The 21,190-nt window shown below is 56.8% G+C and carries 18 protein-coding genes; 16 read left to right on the forward strand and 2 right to left on the reverse strand.

The window, feature by feature from the left end:
* The first annotated feature begins 48 nt into the window (after positions 1–48).
* From nuoG to AC3RPL_RS05895, 9 genes are all read left to right on the forward strand, one after another.
* Positions 49–2,775: an NADH-quinone oxidoreductase subunit NuoG gene (nuoG, locus tag AC3RPL_RS05855; protein ID WP_490739275.1), complete on the forward strand. Its 2,727-nt coding sequence runs from the start codon at positions 49–51 to the stop codon at positions 2,773–2,775.
* Positions 2,772–3,746: an NADH-quinone oxidoreductase subunit NuoH gene (gene nuoH / locus AC3RPL_RS05860; protein ID WP_490739276.1), complete on the forward strand. Its 975-nt coding sequence runs from the start codon at positions 2,772–2,774 to the stop codon at positions 3,744–3,746. Before nuoG ends, nuoH begins: the two co-directional genes overlap by 4 nt.
* A gap of 16 nt (positions 3,747–3,762) precedes the next feature.
* Positions 3,763–4,305 (forward strand): NADH-quinone oxidoreductase subunit NuoI, encoded by a 543-nt coding sequence (gene nuoI / locus AC3RPL_RS05865; RefSeq protein ID WP_034938104.1) that lies wholly within the window; start codon positions 3,763–3,765, stop codon positions 4,303–4,305.
* Between the two features lie 10 nt (positions 4,306–4,315).
* The gene (gene nuoJ / locus AC3RPL_RS05870; protein WP_490739277.1) at positions 4,316–4,870 is read left to right on the forward strand and encodes an NADH-quinone oxidoreductase subunit J; all 555 of its coding nucleotides are present in this window, start codon (positions 4,316–4,318) and stop codon (positions 4,868–4,870) included.
* Positions 4,867–5,169, forward strand: coding sequence for an NADH-quinone oxidoreductase subunit NuoK (gene nuoK / locus AC3RPL_RS05875; protein WP_034916091.1), 303 nt, complete (start codon positions 4,867–4,869; stop codon positions 5,167–5,169). The genes nuoJ and nuoK overlap by 4 nt, the downstream gene beginning before the upstream one ends.
* The gene (nuoL, locus tag AC3RPL_RS05880; RefSeq protein ID WP_490739278.1) at positions 5,166–7,004 is read left to right on the forward strand and encodes an NADH-quinone oxidoreductase subunit L; all 1,839 of its coding nucleotides are present in this window, start codon (positions 5,166–5,168) and stop codon (positions 7,002–7,004) included. Before nuoK ends, nuoL begins: the two co-directional genes overlap by 4 nt.
* Before the next feature lie 213 nt (positions 7,005–7,217).
* Positions 7,218–8,738, forward strand: a complete 1,521-nt coding sequence (nuoM, locus tag AC3RPL_RS05885) for an NADH-quinone oxidoreductase subunit M (RefSeq protein WP_490739279.1) — start codon at positions 7,218–7,220, stop codon at positions 8,736–8,738.
* Between the two features lie 6 nt (positions 8,739–8,744).
* Entirely contained in the window at positions 8,745–10,202 is a 1,458-nt protein-coding gene (nuoN, locus tag AC3RPL_RS05890; protein ID WP_261640112.1) for an NADH-quinone oxidoreductase subunit NuoN, read from the forward strand.
* A 200-nt stretch (positions 10,203–10,402) separates the two neighbouring features.
* Positions 10,403–11,287: a DAPG hydrolase family protein gene (locus tag AC3RPL_RS05895; protein WP_490739280.1), complete on the forward strand. Its 885-nt coding sequence runs from the start codon at positions 10,403–10,405 to the stop codon at positions 11,285–11,287.
* Positions 11,288–11,383: 96 nt separating this feature from the next.
* Here the strand turns inward: AC3RPL_RS05895 and AC3RPL_RS05900 are convergent, their stop codons facing one another.
* Positions 11,384–13,036, reverse strand: coding sequence for a glucan biosynthesis protein D (locus AC3RPL_RS05900; RefSeq protein WP_490739281.1), 1,653 nt, complete (start codon positions 13,034–13,036; stop codon positions 11,384–11,386).
* Positions 13,037–13,253: 217 nt separating this feature from the next.
* Complete coding sequence (locus AC3RPL_RS05905) at positions 13,254–14,141, reverse strand: LysR substrate-binding domain-containing protein (RefSeq protein WP_490739282.1); 888 nt, start codon at positions 14,139–14,141, stop codon at positions 13,254–13,256.
* Between the two features lie 108 nt (positions 14,142–14,249).
* On the opposite strand from AC3RPL_RS05905, the gene AC3RPL_RS05910 reads away from it, so the two are divergent.
* From AC3RPL_RS05910 to menE, 7 genes are all read left to right on the forward strand, one after another.
* Positions 14,250–14,675, forward strand: coding sequence for a VOC family protein (locus AC3RPL_RS05910; RefSeq protein WP_490739283.1), 426 nt, complete (start codon positions 14,250–14,252; stop codon positions 14,673–14,675).
* Between the two features lie 194 nt (positions 14,676–14,869).
* Complete coding sequence (elaB, locus tag AC3RPL_RS05915) at positions 14,870–15,181, forward strand: stress response protein ElaB (RefSeq protein ID WP_034938084.1); 312 nt, start codon at positions 14,870–14,872, stop codon at positions 15,179–15,181.
* Positions 15,182–15,328: 147 nt separating this feature from the next.
* Positions 15,329–16,990 (forward strand): 2-succinyl-5-enolpyruvyl-6-hydroxy-3-cyclohexene-1-carboxylic-acid synthase, encoded by a 1,662-nt coding sequence (menD, locus tag AC3RPL_RS05920; protein ID WP_490739284.1) that lies wholly within the window; start codon positions 15,329–15,331, stop codon positions 16,988–16,990.
* A complete protein-coding gene (menH, locus tag AC3RPL_RS05925) occupies positions 16,987–17,763 on the forward strand; it encodes a 2-succinyl-6-hydroxy-2,4-cyclohexadiene-1-carboxylate synthase (RefSeq protein ID WP_490739285.1) in 777 nt (258 codons plus the stop codon). Before menD ends, menH begins: the two co-directional genes overlap by 4 nt.
* A complete protein-coding gene (gene menB / locus AC3RPL_RS05930; RefSeq protein WP_490739286.1) occupies positions 17,760–18,617 on the forward strand; it encodes a 1,4-dihydroxy-2-naphthoyl-CoA synthase in 858 nt (285 codons plus the stop codon). Before menH ends, menB begins: the two co-directional genes overlap by 4 nt.
* On the forward strand, positions 18,617–19,588 hold the full coding sequence (gene menC, locus AC3RPL_RS05935) for an o-succinylbenzoate synthase (RefSeq protein ID WP_490739287.1): 972 nt from the start codon (positions 18,617–18,619) through the stop codon (positions 19,586–19,588). The genes menB and menC overlap by 1 nt, the downstream gene beginning before the upstream one ends.
* Positions 19,576–21,006: an o-succinylbenzoate--CoA ligase gene (gene menE / locus AC3RPL_RS05940; protein WP_490739288.1), complete on the forward strand. Its 1,431-nt coding sequence runs from the start codon at positions 19,576–19,578 to the stop codon at positions 21,004–21,006. Before menC ends, menE begins: the two co-directional genes overlap by 13 nt.
* Positions 21,007–21,190: the final 184 nt, after the last annotated feature.

Consider the following 21,190-nt stretch of genomic DNA (forward strand, 5'->3'; position numbering starts at 1 on the left):
TTCTGTTTAACGCTCGTCTGGTACGAGCCTTACTTGAGCATGTTCACTATGGCTACAATTCATGTAGACGGTAAAGAATATGACGTCGATGGTGCGGACAACCTGTTACAGGCTTGCCTCTCACTCGGTCTTGATATTCCTTATTTTTGCTGGCATCCGGCGCTGGGTAGTGTCGGTGCCTGCCGTCAGTGTGCGGTAAAGCAATTCCAGAACGCCGAAGATACGCGTGGCCGCCTGGTGATGTCCTGTATGACCCCGGCATCGGATGGCACTTTCATCTCTATTGATGATGCAGAGGCCAAAGAGTTCCGTGAAAGCGTGGTGGAGTGGCTGATGACCAACCACCCTCACGACTGTCCGGTGTGCGAAGAGGGCGGCAACTGCCATCTTCAGGATATGACCGTGATGACCGGGCACAGCTTCCGTCGCTACCGCTTCACCAAGCGTACCCACCGTAATCAGGATCTGGGGCCGTTCATCTCTCATGAAATGAACCGTTGTATCGCCTGCTATCGCTGCGTGCGTTACTACAAAGATTACGCTGATGGCAGCGACCTGGGTGTCTACGGCGCACATGACAACGTCTATTTTGGCCGCCCGGAAGATGGGGTGCTGGAGAGCGAATTCTCCGGTAACCTGGTAGAAATCTGCCCGACCGGCGTATTCACCGATAAAACGCACTCTGAACGCTATAACCGTAAATGGGACATGCAGTATGCACCAAGCATCTGCCAGCAGTGCAGCATTGGCTGTAACACCAGCCCGGGCGAGCGTTATGGCGAACTGCGTCGCGTTGAAAACCGTTACAACGGCACCGTTAACCAGTACTTCCTCTGTGACCGTGGTCGCTTTGGCTATGGCTACGTCAACCTGAAAGACCGGCCACGCCAGCCGATGCAGCGTCGTGGTAATGACTGGATCGCGCTCAATGCGGAACAGGCAATGCAGGGTGCGGCAGATGTACTGCGTCAGGCGAAGAAAGTTATCGGCATCGGCTCACCACGCGCCAGCATTGAAAGCAACTTTGCGCTGCGTGAACTGGTGGGCGCAGAGAACTTCTCCACGGGCATCCCTGCCGGTGAGCAGGCCCGTCTGGAGCTGATGCTGAGCGTACTGCGCGACGGCGGCATCCATACGCCAGCCCTGCGCGAAATTGAAAGTTACGATGCGGTGCTGGTTTTGGGTGAAGACCTGACTCAGGTTGGCGCGCGCGTGGCGCTGTCAGTGCGTCAGGCAGTCAAGGGCAAGGCCCGCCAGATGGCGGCGGCACAAAAAGTGGCAGACTGGCAGATTGCGGCCATCATGAACATCGGACAGCACGCCAAACATCCGCTGTTTGTCACTAACGTCGATGCCACCCGTCTGGATGATATCGCCGCATGGAGTTATCGTGCGCCGATCGAAGATCAGGCTCGCGTTGGCTTTGCGATTGCTCACGCACTGGATGAAACCGCGCCAGCGGTGGAAGGGATTGATCGTTCACTGGCCAGCAAAATTGACGTGGTGGTCCAGGCGCTGGCTGGTGCGAAGAAACCGCTGATTATTTCCGGCGTGCATGCAGGCAGCGAGGCGATGATCCAGGCTGCGGCTAACGTTGCCAGAGCCCTGAAAGGCCGTGGCGCGGACGTCGGTATAACCCTGCTGGCCGGCAGCGCAAACAGCGTTGGACTTGGCCTGATTGGTGGCCAGCCGTTGGATGCGGCGCTGAGCGAACTGGAAAATGGATCGGCAGATGCGGTGATCATCATGGAAAACGATCTCTACCGTCATGCGCCAAAAGCCACGGTCGATGCGGCGCTGAGTAACACGCCAAACGTGATCGTTATCGATCATCAGCGCACGGCGACGATGGAGAAAGCGGGGCTGATCCTGTCAACCGCCAGTTTTGCCGAGAGCGACGGCACCGTGGTTAACCAGGAGGGGCGCGCTCAGCGATTCTTCCAGGTGTACGATCCGGCTTATTATGACCATAACGTGGCGATGCTGGAGAGCTGGCGCTGGTTGCACTCATTGCAAAGCACTATCAGCAGCCGCCAGGTGGACTGGACGCAGCTCGACCATGTTATCGATGCCTGTGTTGCGGCCCTGCCGCAGTTGGCTGGCATTAAAGATGCTGCGCCGGATGCCAGCTTCCGTATTCGTGGTCAGAAGCTGGCTCGTTCACCAGCCCGCTCCAGTGGTCGTACCGCCATGCGCGCCAATATCAGCGTGCATGAGCCGCGTCAGCCGCAGGATAAAGACACCATGTTTGCTTTCTCAATGGAAGGAAACAACCAGCCGTCTGCCGCCCGTTCACAAATTCCTTTTGCCTGGGCTCCGGGCTGGAACTCCCCGCAGGCGTGGAATAAATTCCAGGATGAAGTGGGTGGAAAGCTGCGCAATGGCGACCCCGGCGTTCGTCTGTTTGAAGCCGGTAGCGGCCAGCTTGACTGGTTCGATACGGTGCCAGAGACGTTCAGCGTCCAGCAAAACAGCTGGCGTGTCGCGCCTTATTTCCAGCTGTTCGGCAGCGAGGAGATGACCCAGCGTTCACCGGTTATCCAGCAACGGATGCCAGAGCCTTATCTGATGGTGAATCCTGCTGACGCCGCCGCGCTCGGTGTTAATGCCGGCGCATCGGTTGAGTTTACCTGCGCAGGCGAAACGCTGCGTCTGCCGGTGCGTTTCTCTGAAACCTTGCAGGCAGGGCAGGTCGGTTTGCCGCTGGGGATGCCGGGTATTCCGCCGTTCCTGCTGGGTGCGAGCATTGATAATCTGCGGGAGGCGGCACAATGAGCTGGCTGACACCGGAAGTTATTGACGTCATTATTGCCGTCGCAAAAGCCTTAGTGATCCTGTTTGTGGTGGTGGGCTGCGGTGCCTTTATGAGTTTTGGCGAACGTCGTCTGCTTGGCCTGTTCCAGAACCGTTACGGGCCTAACCGTGTGGGTTGGGGTGGTTCGCTCCAGCTGGTGGCGGACATGATCAAAATGTTCTTCAAAGAGGACTGGACGCCGCCCTTTACCGACCGGGTAATTTTTACCCTCGCGCCGATGATCGCCTTTACCTCACTGCTGCTGGCGATGGCTATCGTGCCGGTGACCTCAACCTGGATGGGTGCCGATCTGAATATCGGCCTGCTGTTCTTCCTGATGATGGCGGGGCTGGCGGTCTACGCGGTGCTGTTCGCTGGCTGGTCCAGTAACAACAAATACTCGTTGTTGGGCGCGATGCGTGCCTCGGCGCAGACCCTGAGTTATGAAGTGTTCCTTGGCCTGTCGCTGATGGGCGTGGTGGCGCAGGCGGGATCGTTCAATATGGTCGATATCGTCAACAGCCAGCAGCACCTGTGGAACATTATCCCACAGTTCTTTGGCTTCCTGACCTTTGCCATCGCCGGTGTGGCCGTGTGCCACCGTCATCCGTTTGACCAGCCGGAAGCAGAGCAGGAACTGGCGGACGGTTACCACATTGAATACGCCGGGATGAAGTTCGGCCTGTTCTTTGTCGGTGAATATGTCGGTATCGTCACCGTTTCCTCACTGATTGTGACGCTGTTTTTCGGTGGCTGGAACGGCCCGTGGCTGCCGCCTGTTTTCTGGTTCGCCATTAAAACGGCGTTTTTTATGATGATGTTCATTCTGATCCGTGCGGCGTTACCACGTCCGCGCTACGACCAGGTGATGTCGTTCGGCTGGAAAGTTTGTCTGCCGTTAACGTTGCTGAACCTGCTGGCAACTGCCGTAGTGATTCTGTACAACGCCTGAGGTTGGGGTTAAGACTATGACATTAAAAGACATTCTGGTGGGGTTTGGCACCACGATCCGCAGTATCGTGCTGATTGGCTCAAACGCCTTTGCCAAACGTGAAACCATGATGTACCCGGAAGAGCCGGTCTATCTGCCGCCGCGTTACCGTGGCCGCATTGTGCTGACGCGCGATCCTGACGGTCAGGAGCGCTGTGTGGCCTGTAACCTTTGCGCGGTAGCCTGCCCGGTGGGGTGTATTTCGCTGCAAAAAGCGGAAATGGCCGATGGTCGCTGGTATCCCGAGTTTTTCCGTATCAACTTCTCTCGCTGCATTTTCTGTGGCCTGTGTGAAGAGGCCTGCCCGACCACCGCTATTCAGCTTACCCCCGATTTCGAAATGGGTGAGTTTAAGCGTCAGGATCTGGTTTATGAGAAAGAGAATCTGCTGATCTCCGGTCCGGGCAAATACCCGGAATATAACTTTTACCGGATGGCGGGCATGGCGATCGACGGGAAAGACAAAGGCGAAGCGGCTAACGAAGCTAAACCCATCGACGTCAAGGGCTTGTTACCTTAAGGAGCCAGGCATGGAATTTGCGTTTTATCTTTGCGGACTGGTCGCGGTGCTGACAACGTTGCGCGTTATCACCCACACCAACCCGGTTCACGCACTGTTATATCTGATCATCTCTTTGCTGGCGGTGGCCGGGGTGTTTTTCTCCCTTGGAGCTTACTTTGCCGGGGCGTTGGAAATCATCGTCTATGCCGGGGCGATCATGGTGCTGTTTGTCTTCGTGGTGATGATGCTTAATCTCGGCGAGAGCGTACAGGCCCAGGAGCGTGAATGGCTGAAGCCAGCGGTGTGGTTAGGGCCAGGCCTCTGCTCTCTGCTGCTGCTGGTGGTGATGGTCTGGGCTATTCATTCAGTGCATGATCACGGTAATGATGGTCGGATGATTGATGCGAAAGCCGTAGGCATCAGCCTGTTTGGCCCTTATGTCCTTGCGGTAGAACTGGCATCAATGCTACTGCTGGCAGGACTGGTCGTGGCGTATCACATCGGACGTGAACAGCGTGCGGGTGAGGTGCTGAGTAATCGCCCGGAAGATACCGTGGCAGCGAAGAAGGAGGAACACGCATGATCCCTTTGCAACACGGTCTTATTCTGGCCGCCATTCTGTTCGTTCTCGGTCTGACCGGGGTGATCATTCGTCGCAACCTGCTGTTTATGCTGATCAGTCTTGAAATTATGATCAATGCGGCAGCGCTGGCATTTGTGGTTGCTGGTAGCTACTGGGGCCAGGCTGACGGTCAGGTGATGTATATCCTGGCAATCAGTCTGGCAGCGGCGGAAGCCAGCATCGGACTGGCATTATTGCTGCAACTGCACCGCCGCAGCCAGAACCTCAACATTGACAAAGTGAGTGAGATGCGCGGATGAATCTTCTCTTTTTAACCATTTTGTTCCCGCTGATTGGCTTTGTGCTGCTGGCCTTTTCCCGTGGTCGTTGGTCAGAGAATCTGTCTGCTACGGTGGGAATGGGTTCCGTCGGGCTGGCGGCGTTGACCACTCTGTATGTCGGTATCGACTTTTTCAGTCATGGACAGGTGCTGTTTAACCAGACGCTGTGGACCTGGATGCATGTGGGCACCTTTGACATGAAAATGTCCCTGACGCTGGATGGCCTGTCGCTGACGATGCTGTCGGTGGTGACCGGCGTGGGCTTCTTTATCCACATGTTCGCCTCCTGGTACATGCGTGGTGAAGAGGGCTACTCCCGCTTCTTCGCCTACACCAACCTGTTTATTGCCAGCATGGTGGTTCTGGTGCTGGCCGATAACCTGATGCTGATGTACCTGGGTTGGGAAGGGGTGGGGCTGTGCTCCTATCTGCTGATTGGTTTCTACTACACCGAACCGAAAAACGGCGCGGCGGCAATGAAAGCCTTTATCATCACCCGCGTCGGTGATGTGTTCCTCGCCTTTGGATTATTTATCCTGTGGAACGAACTGGGGACGCTGAACTTCCGTGAGATGGTGGCGCTGGCACCTGAGCACTTTGCGGCCAACAATCATATGTTGCAGTGGGCCACCCTGATGCTGCTGGGCGGTGCGGTGGGTAAATCTGCGCAGCTGCCGTTGCAAACCTGGCTGGCGGATGCGATGGCCGGTCCAACGCCGGTTTCAGCGCTGATCCACGCTGCGACCATGGTTACCGCTGGGGTGTATCTGATTGCCCGCACCCATGGCCTGTTCCTGCTGACGCCGGAAGTACTTCATCTGGTTGGCATTGTGGGAGCCGATACCCTGGTGCTGGCGGGTTTTGCCGCGCTGGTACAGACCGATATCAAACGTGTGCTGGCTTACTCAACCATGAGTCAGATTGGCTACATGTTCCTGGCGCTGGGCGTGCAGGCCTGGGATGCGGCCATCTTCCATCTGATGACCCATGCCTTCTTCAAGGCGCTGCTGTTCCTCTCCTCCGGCTCGGTGATCCTTGCCTGCCACCACGAGCAGAATATTTTTAAAATGGGCGGCCTGCGTAAGAGCATCCCGCTGGTGTATGTCTGCTTCCTGGTGGGCGGTGCGGCGTTATCCGCTCTGCCGCTGATTACCGCAGGCTTCTTCAGTAAGGATGAGATTCTGGCCGGTGCGCTGGCAAACGGTCATATCAACCTGATGGTGGCCGGTCTGGTCGGGGCATTTATGACCTCGCTGTATACCTTCAGAATGATTTTCATCACCTTCCACGGTGAAGAAAAAATTCACGCTCATGCCGGTAAAGGGATAACCCATCATCTGCCGCTGCTGGTGCTGCTGGTTCTCTCCACCTTTGTTGGTGCGATGATCGTGCCGCCGCTGAAAGGCGTCCTGCCTGATACGGCCGAACTGGCGCATGGCCGGGTACTGACCCTGGAAATCACCTCTGGTGTGGTTGCAATGATGGGTATTTTGCTGGCAGCCGGGCTGTGGCTGGGTAAGCGTTCGCTGGTCAGCAGTATCGCCCGCAGCGCGCCGGGGCGTTTCTTCTCCACCTGGTGGTTTGCGGCCTGGGGATTCGACTGGCTGTACGATCAGATTTTCGTCAAACCTTATTTGTTTATTGCGCGTTTGCTGTCACGCGATCCGCTCAACGCCGTCATGAACATCCCGGCCCTGTTCTCACGTCTGGCGAACAAAGGTCTGGTGGTCAGCGAAAACGGCTATCTGCGCTGGTATGTCGCCTCAATGAGTCTGGGTGCCGTAGTGGTACTGGCGCTGTTGATGGTGGTTTAAGGTTTGTGAGCGGGCCAGGCTGTGTCCTGTCCCCATGTTGAAAGATGTTGAAAATTACCTGAGAGTTGGGCGTCATCGGCGCAGTCAGTTTCGACACCGCCAGCGCGGAGCAACCGCAGCATACTTAGGTATGTGAGGATTGCGAGCACTGCCGGGGGCGAAACTGGCAAGTAAGATAGCCCATGCAGGTTCAGAAAAGGGAAGCAAATCGCCATGTTATTACCCTGGCTTATATTAATCCCGTTCATCGGCGGCCTGCTGTGCTGGCAGTTTGAGCGTTTTGGTAGCAAAGTGCCGCGCTGGATTGCCCTGATCGCAATGGGACTGACGCTGGCGCTCTCATTGCAGCTCTGGTTGCAGGGTGGCTACTCACTGACTCAACCTGCCGGTGTTCCGCAGTGGCAGTCGGAATATCTGCTTTCGTGGATCCCACGATTCGGCATCAACGTGCACCTGGCGCTGGACGGGCTTTCGCTGTTGATGGTGGTGTTGACCGGCCTGCTTGGCGTGATGGCTATCCTCTGTTCCTGGAACGAAATTGAAAAGTGGCAGGGTTTTTTTCACCTTAATCTGCTGTGGATCCTCGGTGGCGTTATCGGCGTGTTTCTTGCCATCGACATGTTCCTGTTTTTCTTCTTCTGGGAAATGATGCTGGTGCCGATGTACTTCCTGATTGCGCTGTGGGGACACAAAGCATCGGACGGCAAAACGCGCATCACGGCGGCAACCAAATTCTTCATCTATACCCAGGCCAGTGGTCTGGTGATGTTGATCGCCATTCTCGCGCTGGTATTTGTTAACTACAACGCCACCGGGGTGTGGACCTTCAACTACGAAGATCTGTTGAAAACGCCGATGTCTCACACCGTTGAATACCTGCTGATGCTGGGCTTCTTTATTGCCTTTGCGGTGAAAATGCCGGTTGTGCCGCTGCATGGCTGGTTGCCGGATGCGCACAGCCAGGCACCGACAGCCGGTTCCGTTGACCTGGCGGGGATCCTGCTGAAAACGGCGGCCTATGGTCTGTTGCGTTTCGCGCTGCCGCTGTTTCCTTCCGCCTCAGCAGAATTTGCCCCGATTGCTATGTGGCTGGGCATTATTGGTATTTTCTATGGCGCGTGGATGGCTTTCTCGCAGTACGACATCAAACGTCTGATCGCCTATACCTCGATTTCACATATGGGTTTTGTGCTGATTGCTATCTACACCGGCAGCCAGCTGGCGTTTCAGGGGGCGGTGGTACAGATGATTGCCCACGGCCTCTCCGCTGCGGCACTGTTTATCCTCTGTGGGCAGCTGTACGAACGTCTGCACACCCGCGACATGCGTCAGATGGGCGGTTTGTGGTCACGGATCAAATGGCTGCCAGGTCTGTCGCTGTTCTTCGCGGTGGCAAACCTGGGTATGCCGGGAACCGGGAACTTTGTCGGTGAATTTATGATCCTGACCGGCAGTTTCCGATCGGTGCCGCTGATTATTGTGATCGCCACCTTTGGCCTGGTGTTTGCGTCGGTCTATTCACTGATTATGATGCAGCGCGCTTACTACGGCCCGGCAAAATCTGAGAAACCTCTGCGTGGTATGTCGCCGCGTGAATTCCTGATCATCATGGTGCTGGAGGTTCTGCTGCTGCTGCTGGGCTTTTATCCTCAGCCGGTGCTGGATACCTCACATGCTGCGATGAGCAACATTCAGCAGTGGTTTACTGCTTCAATTTCAACTACAAGGCCGTAATTCGCCATGACAATAACTCCTCAACAATTGATCGCGCTTCTGCCGCTGCTGATCGTCGGATTGACGGTGGTGGTTGTGATGCTTTCCATTGCGTGGCGACGCAATCACTTCGTTAATGCGACGCTGGCAGTGGTCGGGCTGAACCTTGCCCTGCTGTCACTGTTCTTCGTCGGCCACGCTGGCGCAATGGATGTTACGCCGCTGCTGCGCGTGGATGGCTATTCCATGCTCTACACCGGGCTGGTCATTGTCGCCAGCCTGGCTACCTGCACCTTTGCTTATCCGTGGCTGGCAACCTACCCGGATAACCGCGAAGAGTTCTACCTGCTGGTGCTGATTGCCGCTGCGGGTGGGGTGGTGCTGGCATGCGCTAATCACCTGGCCGCGCTGTTTATTGGTATTGAGCTTATCTCTCTGCCGCTGTTTGGTCTGGTAGGCTATGCCTTCCAGCAAAAGCGTTCGCTGGAAGCCAGTATCAAATACACCATTATGTCGGCAGTCGCGTCCTCCTTCCTGCTGTTCGGTATGGCGCTGCTGTATGCCAACGCGGGTGATCTGAGCTTTGTTGCGCTGGGTAAAAGCCTGAACAGTGCCATGCTGCATCAGCCGCTGCTGTTGGCTGGTCTGGGCATGATGATTGTGGGACTGGGATTCAAACTGTCGCTGGTGCCGTTTCACCTGTGGACGCCGGATGTGTATCAGGGGGCGCCTGCGCCGGTTTCGACCTTCCTCGCCACCGCCAGTAAGATTGCCATTTTTGGCGTGGTGATGCGTCTGTTCCTGTACGCGCCGGTGGCTGACAGCGAAGCCGTCCGTCTGGTGCTGTCGATTATCGCCGTGGCGTCAATGCTGTTTGGTAATCTGATGGCGATTTCGCAGAGCAATATCAAACGTCTGCTGGGCTATTCGTCGATTGCTCACCTTGGCTATCTGCTGGTCGCGCTGATTGCCATTCAGACGCACCAGCTGTCGCTGGAAACCGTCGGCGTCTATCTGGCCGGTTACCTGTTCAGCAGCCTGGGTGCGTTTGGCGTGGTCAGCCTGATGTCCAGTCCTTATCGCGGTCCGGATGCCGACTCGCTGTACTCTTATCGCGGTCTGTTCTGGCACCGTCCAATCCTTTCCGCGGTGATGACCGTTATGATGCTGTCGCTGGCCGGGATCCCAATGACTCTGGGCTTTATCGGTAAATTCTATGTGATTGCGGTTGGCGTCGGCGCACATCTGTGGTGGCTTACCGGTGCGGTGGTGGTGGGAAGTGCGATTGGTCTCTATTACTATCTGCGCGTCACCGTCAGCCTGTATCTGACGCCACCTGAGCTGTTGCAGCGTGATACCCCGGCCAACTGGGCATTTACTGCCGGTGGGGTGGTGGTACTGATCTCTGCCGTGCTGGTTCTGCTGTTAGGGATCTACCCGCAACCGCTGATCTCGCTGGTGCAGATGGCACAGCCGCTGATGTAATTTTTACAGCGATAACGAACGGGCTCTCAGTAGCCCGTTTTTTTTCACCCAATCCCATCTGTTTTTCTCTTTTCCCACCTTTGCCGACAACGAAAAGCTCGCTCCGCAATCAATTGTGATAAGAAATCCGGCACCGAATGCCTAAAATAGAAACATTTTTTGATGTTAATGAAGGAGCGCAAAACTGAAAAGGAGCTTCTATGGAAACAACATTAGTTACATACTTTCCGGTGGTATCACAGCAACTGTGGCAGGAAAATCAGCGGGCAATTGGCAACAAACCTTATGCTGACTATTTCTGCAAACAGCTGAAAGTCCCGGTTGACCTGGTGCACGCCACGCAGAACGGCCCCTTACCGCCGGGAAAAACCTTCCCACCTGTACCCGACCGCCTCAACTCTCTGTTTACTGAACTGTCGCATTTTCCCCGTGCCGTTTATGGCGTGGCGGATGATGGTGAACAGGGGATAACTACCTGCAATGTCACCCGACATTTTATGCCGGGTGTGACGGTAGCCATGATGGAGTGGTGGTTTCTGTGGCATGTGGTAGAAAAAGAGCGCTATTCCCTGTGGTTTCCTTATGCGCATGTTGATAACAGTGTGGCTGATCCACAAAGGATGAACGATCCTCATCTGAGCTACGCAGAAAAGCTCTATGGCAATCCCAATCACATTATTGAATACATTGGCGACACGAAGCTGGATGCCATTATTCATTTTACCGACCCGGTGGCGCTGGGGCTCGACAAAGCGCTGCTGGAGAGACATAACCTCAGATTTTCGGCCAGTGGCTGGGCGACACAGGCTGACAGGCCTGATATAGCCAATACCCTGATGTTGCACATCGGGCGGGACGTGGCAGGAGGATTTGAACTTTACTCCTGCTATTTTATCGGGATGCACCAGCAGTTCAGCCGGATTTCTGGCCTGCCGCAGCCCGACGTTCGGGCGACTGCGGAGGCGGCCGGTATGAACCGACAAACGCTGGAGGCGCTCTCCTATGAAATGGCAGTTCACGATATGACTGAATTCACCCAATTGGGTAGGATGTTACCGCAGTTGTACCGTCAATTCGCTGACTGAGTTGAGGGCGCTTTTCCCGAACATGGGGGAGTGATTTATCGCGAAGTCAGTGACGGCTGGATGTTACAGGGGGCGCATGATGCGCCCCCTGTTTTGTCAGCCTGCCGTCATCTGACGGTCATCAACATATTTTCGTTTGTCCGGCGCGGGCGGGAAGTACTGATACAACCACGTCTCGCTGAGGGTTTCGTCTTTGGTACGCAGAAACAGCCGCATGTTGACCGGCTCCACCGAATTGCTGTTGGGATACCAGTCAAACAGAATGCGATAGCCATCGATCGGCTCAACGTAGAGGATCTCAACCTGTTTAATGGTGCCGGAGGTGACGTTAATTACCGGCTCGATACCTTTCGGCGCAGCCGCTTTCAGATCGCCACCGACAAAATCCACCGCAAACCGACGAGCCCATACATTCGGGTAGTGTTCACCAGGCGCCCAGCCTTCCGGGAAACCTCCCATGCCGGTGCGGGTGGCATTAACTCGCGCCAGACCGCTGCGAACCGGCGGCAGGCCGCTCCAGTAAAGCTTGTAGCTGAAGCTGTGCTCACTGCCCGCTTTAATCGCATCATCCGGACGCCAGAAGCAGACAATGTTATCCAGCGTTTCCCCGGTGGTGGGGATCTCCATCAGATTGATCGCTCCTTTACCCCACTTGCCGACCGGCTCAACCCACAGGCTGGGGCGTTTGTTGTACCAGCCAATCACGTCCTGATAATCCTGGAAATCATGATTGAGCTGCAACATGCCAAAGCCGCGCGGATTCTCATCCTGATAGGCGTTGTAAGTCAGACGCTGAGGGTTATTCAGCGGTCGACAGATCCACTCCCCGTTGCCGGTCCACATTGCCAGTCGGTCGGAATCGTGGATCTGAGGGTGAATGGTGTCACACATCCGGCGCTCGTTATTGCCGCAGCTGAACATGGTGGTCATTGGTGCGATACCCAGCTGCTCAATATCTTTACGGGCGTACAGATGGTTTTCCACCTCCATCACCACGCGTTTCTCTTCGCAGTGGATGATAAATTTGAATGCGCCGGTACAGCTGGGGCCATCCAGCAGGGTGTAAACGGTAAATGTGGTATCTTGCGGTTTTGGCGTTTCAAACCAGAATGCGGTGAAGTCCGGGAACTCCTCCTTGCTGCCGAAGGTGTTAATCGCCACCCCTCGGGCCGACAGGCCATACTGGTAGGTTTCATCTACCGCACGGAAATAACTGGCACCGAGGAAGGAAACAATGTCCCGACTGGCCAGTTCAGGTTTCTTGAAGGCGCGGAAACCGGCAAAGCCCAGATCGGTTTTACCTTCCAGCTGTTTGGTATCCACTTTGGCATCGTTGTAATTAAACAACTCAGGACGAAAATGGATTTCACGCGCCTGGCGATTATCATCCACTGCGAACATGCGCAGTCGACGTTTAAAACCCATACCAACGTGGAAGAACTGAACATCCAGCTCACGGTCGCCATTACCATTCCATAAAGAATGATTAGCATCGTACTGAATTTCGTTGTAGGCCTGTGGGGTCAGCGTCGCCAGCGTCTCTGGCAGGGGAGCAGGTGCGCCACCATAGGCATTTTTTGCCAGCCCGGCGGCCATTTTTTTGAGCACGTCAAAATCAAATTGCTTTGCGGAGCCGTCGGCAATGTCGCTGTCTGCCCAGGCGGCCTGAGCAAAGAGCGTGGATAAACCGGACATGCCGCTGACCGCAGCACAAGCCATTGACGCTTTCATAAACATTCTTCGATTCATGCCAGAAGCCATTTCCTTTGCTGAACGGAGTTTGTAGTGACTGTCGTGCAGCTGTTCCCGGAGTCTTAACCCTGAGCTTTTAACAGCCTGCGTTACCTGAATTGTCGACCAGGCCAGAACGAAGTACGACAGCCGGTGAAGGGGATAATTCAGTCGCTGAAAACTTATCAGATAATTCCTGGTAAGGCTGCGTTTTACGCTGATTTATATTCTTTTTTTACGATGTTTCTGTACAACAAAGTCGGGCCTGCTGTTGCAGCGCTGCGGCGATAAACTGATGCAGCGGAGCATGGCGGTTAGCCTGGCGCATCACCACAATCAGTTCACGGTAAAAGGTCAGTTCACCCAGCGGGACGATACGCACCGCGCTGGCGCGTTCAACCCAGAGTCCTGCCAGCGGCACCAGCGCCACGCCAAGGCGCATCTCCACCATTCTTGCGATGGCGTCTATCTCATCGATTTCCAATGCCAGCTGGGGTTCCAGCCGTTGTTCCCGCAGAAACTGGCTGACCAGTCTGCCGCCAAATGAAGTGCGATCGTAGCGGATAAAAGGATGTTCGCGGATTAGCCGCAGCGGATCATCCCCGTCTACATCGTCGGGAACAATCAGGACAAAAGGCTCTTTCAACAGCGTTTCTGCCCAAAGATCTTTGGTCAGTGTAAAGCCGGGCTTAATCATCACGGCCAGATCGATATTGCCTGCGTCCACCTGGCTCAGCAGGCTGAAAGAGACGCCCGGGACCAGCCTGGTTTCCAGTTTTGGTGCCTGGCTGCGCAGCATAACCAGCACGGCGGGCAGTATGCCGGTTTGCACCGAGGCGATGGCACCTATTTTTATTGCTCCACGATATTCACTGAGGCTTTCGGGTTGTGTCATGCGTTCGAAGAGGGTCAGCATCTCCTGCGCAAGGGGGAGCACACGATTACCGTTAGCATTCAGCGCCACCGCCCGACCAGAACGGTCAAACAGCTTCATCCCCAGCGCCTGTTCAAGAATGCGCATTTGCGCGCTGACGGCGGATTGTGTCAGGCCAATCTGCTGTCCTGCGGCGGCAAAGGTGCCGCACTGGCTGATGGTGATAAAGGTTTTCAGTTCCCGCAGCATGGTCTACTCATCAAAATATTGATTGAATAAAACTAATAATATTCGCTTTTCATAAAAAATATTATCGTTAACATACCCGACACACAACCTCTCATTTAAGGATCGGACATGGCGCTTTGCCCGTTTCACCTGGCTATCCCGGTTACGGATCTTGCGGCTGCCCGCCATTTCTACGGCACGGTCTTCAACTTAAAAGAAGGTCGCTCCAGTGAGCAGTGGGTGGATTTTGATTTCTACGGTCACCAGCTGGTGATCCATGCGCATCCCTCAGACGTCGCACAACAGGCGCTGCATAAAAATGCCGTCGATGGTCATGGTGTGCCCGTGCCGCACTTTGGGCTGGTACTGAGTTGGCAGGAGTGGGAAGCGCTGGCCGCGCGCCTGCGTGATTTTAATATTGCCTTCGAAATTGAGCCTTATATCCGTTTTAAAGGGCAGGCTGGCGAACAGGCCACCATGTTCTTTTATGATCCCAGCGGTAATGCGCTGGAGTTCAAAGCCTTTAAAGATATTGGTCAGATGTTTGCTAAGTAATCTGCCCTGTCACCCCGAGCATCCTTTCAAGACCTGATCCGGTCACCGGCTGTCGTGGCCGGTTTTTTTTACTTCCAGGTAAAACCTCTCCTGTGCAACAGCGCGTGACAGACAGCATTATCAGGCGATTCCTGGCGGCGCGGTCCGGCTAAAAGTGTCTATACTCAGGAGGTCAATTTGCACAAGGAGATGGTATGGCTACAAAGACTGAACCACTAGAGACGCACCTGGATGATGATCTGGCGTTGCTGAGCGAAACGCTGGAAGAAGTTCTGAAGTCTTCCGGAGATCCGGCTGACCAGAAATACATCGAGCTGAAAGCCAAAGCAGAAAAGTCGTTGAAGGAGGTGAAATCGCGCATCAGTAACGCCTCTGACACCTATTACTACCGTGCTAAGCAGGCTGTTTACCGTGCGGACGATTATGTCCATGAAAAACCGTGGCAGGGTATTGGCGTGGGTGCCACCCTGGGACTGGTTGTTGGTTTACTGCTGGCCCGCCGCTAAGATCGTTGATGGCTGTTTACGGGCGTCCTGGCGGGCGCCCGTTTTACTTTCAACTGGCCGCAAACCCCCGTCAATCCTGGCTTAAATCAAAATTGTGTTTGAAACACGAGACTATACTCATCCGATTAATTTGATCTGGGGTGGGTTATGTCACACAGCATCTTTAACCGTCGCTGGGCTGCCGTCATTCTTGAAGCCCTGACACGCCACGGTGTACAGCATCTCTGTATTGCTCCAGGTTCCCGCTCGGCTCCACTAACGCTTGCTGCCGCAGATAACGACAAATTCCTCTGTCATACCCACTTCGACGAGCGCGGTCTGGGCTATCTGGCTCTGGGGCTGGCAAAAGCGACCCGGCAGCCGGTAGCCATCATCGTGACGTCCGGTACGGCGGTAGCTAACCTTTTTCCGGCGGTAGCCGAAGCGCGACTGAGCGGCGAACGGCTGGTGGTACTGAGCGCCGATCGCCCTCAGCAGCTGATCAACTGCGGTGCGAATCAGGCCATTGAGCAGCCTGGCCTGTTCAGCAGCCACGTCAGTGGCGTACTCAATCTTCCGCTACCTTCTTCTGACATTCCTGCCCGCTGGCTGGTGGCCGCCGTGGACGGTCTGCTGCAACAGCATCTGGCTGGCGCACTACATCTGAACTGCCCCTTCGCCGAGCCGTTGTACGGTGGCGATCCCACTGCTCACCAGGCCTGGCATCAACCGCTGGGAGAGTGGTGGCACGACAACCAACCCTGGACGACCATGCCTGCTACCCCGCCGGTGCCTGTGGTGGCGGACTGGTCGCAATGGCGTCAGCGTGACGGGCTGGTGATTGTGGGTAAAGTCAGCGCAGAAGAGGGGGCCGCTATTGCGAAGTGGGCGGAAATGCTGGGCTGGCCATTACTGGCTGATGTGCAGTCCCAGACCGGCAACCCATTGCCCTGCGCCGAACGCTGGCTGCATCAGCCTGCTGCACAGCAGGCGTTGAACCGGGCGGTTCTGGTGGTGCAGTTTGGCAGTCATCTGGTCGGGAAACAGCTTACCGGCTGGCTGGCGGAGGTAACACCTGAAGCCTGGTGGCTGATTGAGCCGCTGCCCGGTCACCGCGATCCCGCTTATCATCGTAGCCTGCGGATTACGGCGGATATTTCTGGCTGGCTGGCTCGGCACCCGGCTGTTTCACGTCCGGCCTGGTGTGGTTTTCTCCGCGAGCTGGCAGAGCAGACGCATCGCGCGGCGGGTGAAGCCTTCTCCACTTTTGGTGAAGCCCAACTGGCCGCCCGTTTACCGGCGCTGTTGCCTGTGCACGGCGGCCTGTTTCTGGGCAACAGCCTGACCGTGCGGCTGGCTAACGCCTTTGCCCGATTACCCGCCGCTTACCCGGTTTTCGCTAACCGGGGTGCCAGCGGTATCGATGGCCTGATCGCCACTGCGGCCGGTATCCAGCGGGGAAGGGCCAGACCGCTGCTGGTGGTGATGGGCGATCTCTCTGCGCTTTACGATCTTAACAGCCTGGCCCTGCTGCGTCAGGTTACGGCCCCTCTGGTGCTGATCGTGGTCAATAACAACGGCGGACAGATTTTCAGTATGTTGCCGACGCCAGAAGCCGAACGGCAACGTCTTTTTGCCATGCCGCAGCAGGTCAGTTTTGCCCCTGCCGCCGCGATGTTCGGGCTGGACTATCATCAACCCCGCAGCTGGCAGGCGCTGAAGGAGACGGTTGCCAGCGGATGGCAACGCGGTGGTGCCACGCTGGTTGAACTTTGCGTAGCCGGGGATGAGGGGGCTCGCAGCCTGAAAGACCCAGGGGAGAGGGTATGATCCTCCATGCCCGCTGGCAGGGGTTACACCACAATGCCCGGCCTGTGCTGGTCTGGTTACATGGATTTCTTGGTAGCGGAGAGGACTGGCAGCCGGTGCAGTCCTGCATTACTGACTGGCCGCAGTTGAGTATTGATCTGCCCGGTCATGGTGGATCTGCCGCCCGGCGGGTTAAGGATATGGACCATCTGTGTGAACAACTGAGCGCCACTCTGTACTATCACCGGCTGCAACGCTACTGGCTGATTGGCTATTCACTGGGTGGTCGGGCGGCAATGTATTACGCCTGTCGCCATGCACCTCGCGGATTGCAGGGAATCGTTGTTGAAGGCGGCCATTATGGCCTTGATTCGGCGACGGCGCGGCGTGACAGGCTGGTGCATGACCAGCGCTGGGCGGAGACGTTCAGTCGGCAGCCGTTGCGTCTGACGCTGGACGCATGGTATCGCCAGCCGGTTTTTGCCGATCTCACCCCGGCACAGCGACAGGCGCTGGTCCTGCTGCGTAGCGTTCATCATGCTGATGCGCTCGCCAGCACCCTGCTGGCCACATCACTGGCCCACCAGCCCTGCCTGCTGAACGACCTGCAATCACTTCCCGGTTTTTATTATCTGTGCGGTGAGCGTGACCGCAAATTTCACCAGCTGGCACAGCAGGCCGCGCTGCCTTTTGACCTTGTTCCCCAGGCTGGCCATAACGCGCATCGCGCTAATCCGCAGGCTTTCGCCAGGCTGTTGGCGCGAAAGCTCAGCCACTATGAGGAGTTATCATGATCTACCCGCAAGAAGAGATGTTGTATGCCCCGGCGGAATGGCACGACTCTGCTGCTGACTTCACTGACATTCGCTATGCAAAATCGCCCGACGGCATCGCCAGAATTACCATCAATCGTCCGCAGGTCCGTAATGCATTTCGCCCACAGACGGTAAAAGAGATGCTGCTGGCAATGGACGATGCCCGACATGATGCAGGTATCGGGGTGATCGTGCTGACAGGAGAAGGCGACAAGGCATTCTGCGCCGGTGGCGATCAGAAAATCCGTGGGGATTACGGCGGTTATCGTGATGAAGCGGGCGTGCATCATCTTAACGTGCTGGATTTTCAGCGACAGATCCGCAGCTGCCCCAAGCCGGTGGTGGCCATGGTGGCGGGCTATGCCGTCGGCGGTGGGCATGTACTGCATATGCTTTGTGATTTAACCATTGCTGCGGATAATGCCCGCTTTGGTCAGACCGGACCGAAAGTCGGTTCCTTTGACGGCGGCTGGGGCGCGGCCTACATGGCGCGAATCGTCGGGCAAAAAAAAGCGCGTGAAATCTGGTTCCTGTGCCGGATGTACAGCGCGCAACAGGCACTGGATATGGGGCTGGTTAACGCCGTGGTGCCACTGGCAGAACTGGAAAGGGAAACGGTGCGCTGGTGTCGTGAAATGTTGCAAAACAGCCCGATGGCGCTGCGCTGCCTGAAGGCGGCACTCAATGCCGATTGCGACGGTCAGGCTGGCTTACAGGAGCTGGCAGGCAACGCCACCATGCTGTTCTACATGACCGAAGAGGTGCAGGAAGGGCGCAATGCGTTTAATCAAAAACGCCAGCCTGACTTCAGCAAATTTAAGCGTAATCCGTAATGCGTCGCGCAACGCTGTTTTCTTACCGTATCCCGCTGGCGGCCGGCACCGTACTCCGTGACCGGCGGCTGAAAGAGCGTGCCGGATTGCTGGTAAAACTGACTGAGGATCAGCAGCAGGGCTGGGGCGAAATTGCCCCGCTGCCGGGTTTCAGCCAGGAGACGCTCAGTGACGCGCAGGCCCGGACCACCGCGTGGCTGCAACGCTGGTGCTCAGGGGAAAACGTGGTGGCCGACGGTCCGTTGCCATCGGTGGCGTTTGGTCTTAGCTGTGCACTGGCGGAACTGCATGGTGAGTTGCCGCAGGCGGCACAGTATTCCAGCGCCACGCTATGTACTGGCGACCCGGAAGATCTGTTTGAACAGCTCCGCCAGCAGCCCTGTCCGCTGGCGAAGATGAAGGTAGGCATGTATGAAGCGGTGCGCGATGCAATGATGGTCAGTCTGCTGCTGGAAGCCATTCCCTCGCTGACCCTGCGGCTGGATGCCAATCGCCAGTGGTCCGCCGAAAAGGCGCGTAAATTCGCCAGCTCAGTGGCGAAACCACTGCGTTCACGCATTGCCTTTATTGAGGAGCCCTGCCGGACCCGGCAGGAATCCCTGGCGTTTGCTGAGGAGAGCGGCATCGCGCTGGCATGGGATGAGAGCGTGCGGGATCCTGGCTACCGGCTGCGGGCCGAACCGCATCTGGCGGCGATTGTCATTAAACCATCGCTGACCGGAAGCCTTGCGCATATCAGGGCGCTGGTGACAGAGGCTCAGCGGGCAGGTATCGCCGTGGTGATCAGCTCCTCACTGGAGTCCAGCCTGGGTCTGACGCAACTGGCTCGTCTTGCGGCCTGGCTGACACCGGAATCTTTACCCGGTCTGGATACGCTGGAGCTGATGGCGCAGCAGCTGGTGCGACCCTGGCCTGGCTGTCAGCAACCGCTGCTTGAGGCCCGTGAACTGGAGGTACTATGGCAGGGCTGAACGATGAAGCCGGTTGCCCGCCGCCGTGGCCGGGAGCCAGTGCGTCGTCAGGCCCGGTTGACTGGCCCTGGCGACAATATGCGTGTTCACAGCCAGATAAGACCGCTCTGCATTCTGGCACGGAGCGATTGAGCTGGTCACAGCTGGCGCAACAGGTGGATGCGCTGGCCGGCGGCTTTCACCGTCAGGGCGTCAGCGCGGGGTGCGGAGTGGTACTGAAAGCGGCCAACAGCCAGCGGGCGGTGCTGGCTTATCTTGCTTTACTGCAATGCGGCGCACGTTTACTGCCGTTAAATCCTCAGCTACCGGCTGCCCAGGTCGCCGCGCTTCTGCCGGCATTAAACATCGATTTTGCTCTGACGCTTAATGCTGAACCGCCGCCTGAGCTGGCTGCGCTGGTGATGAACGCCCTGGCCGGAGAAACCGACGTCAGCTGGCAGCCGCAGGCGCTGGCAACGCTGACCTTAACCTCCGGATCTTCTGGTCTGCCCAAAGCGGCGGCGCACACCTTTCATGCTCACCTTGCCAGCGCCGCTGGCGTGGTGGCGGAGATGAATTTCAGCGCTGACGACTGCTGGCTGCTCTCACTGCCGCTGTATCATGTGTCAGGGCAGGGGATCCTCTGGCGCTGGTTAACCGTGGGTGCCAGCCTGACGCTGTCGGAGGGTGCGCCGCTGCATCAGGCGCTGGAACAGGCGACCTTTGCCTCGTTGGTGCCCACGCAGCTTTGGCGGCTGTTACAACAGCCACGCCTGCCGCACCGTCTGCGCAGGGTGCTGTTGGGCGGTGCTGTCATTCCGCCAGAACTGACCCGGCGCGCTGAAACGGCGGGTATCGCCTGTTGGTGCGGCTATGGTATGACGGAAACGGCTTCCACCGTCACCGCCAGAAGGGCTGACGGGCGGGGCGGTGTGGGGTGGCCACTGGCGGGACATCAGCTCAGAGTGGTGGCGGGCGAAGTACAGGTGCGCTCTGCTGCGCTGGCCAGCGGTTACTGGCAGGGGGGGCAGCTGCTGCCGCTGCCCGGCGTGGACGGCTGGTTTATCACCCGCGACGCGGGCTGGCTGGATGACGAAGGACTGCATCTGACCGGCCGCCTGGATAATCAGTTTTTCTCTGCCGGGGAGGGGATCCAGCCGGAGCAGATCGAGGCGGTGTTGCAGGCCCATCCGGCAGTGGAGCAGCTGTTTATCGTGCCGCTGGCGGATGAGGAGTTTGGTCATCGTCCGGTGGCGCTGGTGACCTTAAAAGATACGGTAACCCTGGCGGAGTTAGCTGTCTGGGCCGCGTCACAGCTGGCGGGTTTTCAGCGGCCTGTCAGATGGTATTCATTGCCACTGCCCGATCACGGCGGCATCAAGTTCTCCCGACGGTGGCTTACCGCGTGGGTGGCGGAGCAGCAAACAGGGCAGGACTGACCCGCCTGTCTCCGCCGCCAGCCTCGGCCTGGTGGGGCGACTCTTCGTTTTGTCGCAGCGGGTAAGAATTTGCTGTGAATGCTGATGTAAAAAATTCGTTCAGCCTTATCGCCATGAAATCCCCGCATATTCACATTGTATTTATGCAGATGCCTTCATACAGTTAAGCCATGCTGACCTGTCC

The organism is Erwinia papayae, assembly GCF_058241465.1.

What these genes read in the sequence shown, in the direction of transcription:
- nuoG (WP_490739275.1), top strand. Translation starts at nt 49, where the DNA reads ATGGCTACAATTCATGTAGACGGTAAAGAATATGACGTCGATGGTGCG.
- nuoI (WP_034938104.1), top strand. Translation starts at nt 3,763, where the DNA reads ATGACATTAAAAGACATTCTGGTGGGGTTTGGCACCACGATCCGCAGT.
- nuoN (WP_261640112.1), top strand. Translation starts at nt 8,745, where the DNA reads ATGACAATAACTCCTCAACAATTGATCGCGCTTCTGCCGCTGCTGATC.
- nuoM (WP_490739279.1), top strand. Translation starts at nt 7,218, where the DNA reads ATGTTATTACCCTGGCTTATATTAATCCCGTTCATCGGCGGCCTGCTG.
- menC (WP_490739287.1), top strand. Translation starts at nt 18,617, where the DNA reads ATGCGTCGCGCAACGCTGTTTTCTTACCGTATCCCGCTGGCGGCCGGC.
- nuoL (WP_490739278.1), top strand. Translation starts at nt 5,166, where the DNA reads ATGAATCTTCTCTTTTTAACCATTTTGTTCCCGCTGATTGGCTTTGTG.
- AC3RPL_RS05900 (WP_490739281.1), bottom strand. Translation starts at nt 13,036, where the DNA reads ATGAATCGAAGAATGTTTATGAAAGCGTCAATGGCTTGTGCTGCGGTC.
- nuoH (WP_490739276.1), top strand. Translation starts at nt 2,772, where the DNA reads ATGAGCTGGCTGACACCGGAAGTTATTGACGTCATTATTGCCGTCGCA.
- AC3RPL_RS05905 (WP_490739282.1), bottom strand. Translation starts at nt 14,141, where the DNA reads ATGCTGCGGGAACTGAAAACCTTTATCACCATCAGCCAGTGCGGCACC.
- elaB (WP_034938084.1), top strand. Translation starts at nt 14,870, where the DNA reads ATGGCTACAAAGACTGAACCACTAGAGACGCACCTGGATGATGATCTG.
- nuoK (WP_034916091.1), top strand. Translation starts at nt 4,867, where the DNA reads ATGATCCCTTTGCAACACGGTCTTATTCTGGCCGCCATTCTGTTCGTT.
- menB (WP_490739286.1), top strand. Translation starts at nt 17,760, where the DNA reads ATGATCTACCCGCAAGAAGAGATGTTGTATGCCCCGGCGGAATGGCAC.
- menD (WP_490739284.1), top strand. Translation starts at nt 15,329, where the DNA reads ATGTCACACAGCATCTTTAACCGTCGCTGGGCTGCCGTCATTCTTGAA.
- menE (WP_490739288.1), top strand. Translation starts at nt 19,576, where the DNA reads ATGGCAGGGCTGAACGATGAAGCCGGTTGCCCGCCGCCGTGGCCGGGA.
- menH (WP_490739285.1), top strand. Translation starts at nt 16,987, where the DNA reads ATGATCCTCCATGCCCGCTGGCAGGGGTTACACCACAATGCCCGGCCT.
- AC3RPL_RS05895 (WP_490739280.1), top strand. Translation starts at nt 10,403, where the DNA reads ATGGAAACAACATTAGTTACATACTTTCCGGTGGTATCACAGCAACTG.
- AC3RPL_RS05910 (WP_490739283.1), top strand. Translation starts at nt 14,250, where the DNA reads ATGGCGCTTTGCCCGTTTCACCTGGCTATCCCGGTTACGGATCTTGCG.
- nuoJ (WP_490739277.1), top strand. Translation starts at nt 4,316, where the DNA reads ATGGAATTTGCGTTTTATCTTTGCGGACTGGTCGCGGTGCTGACAACG.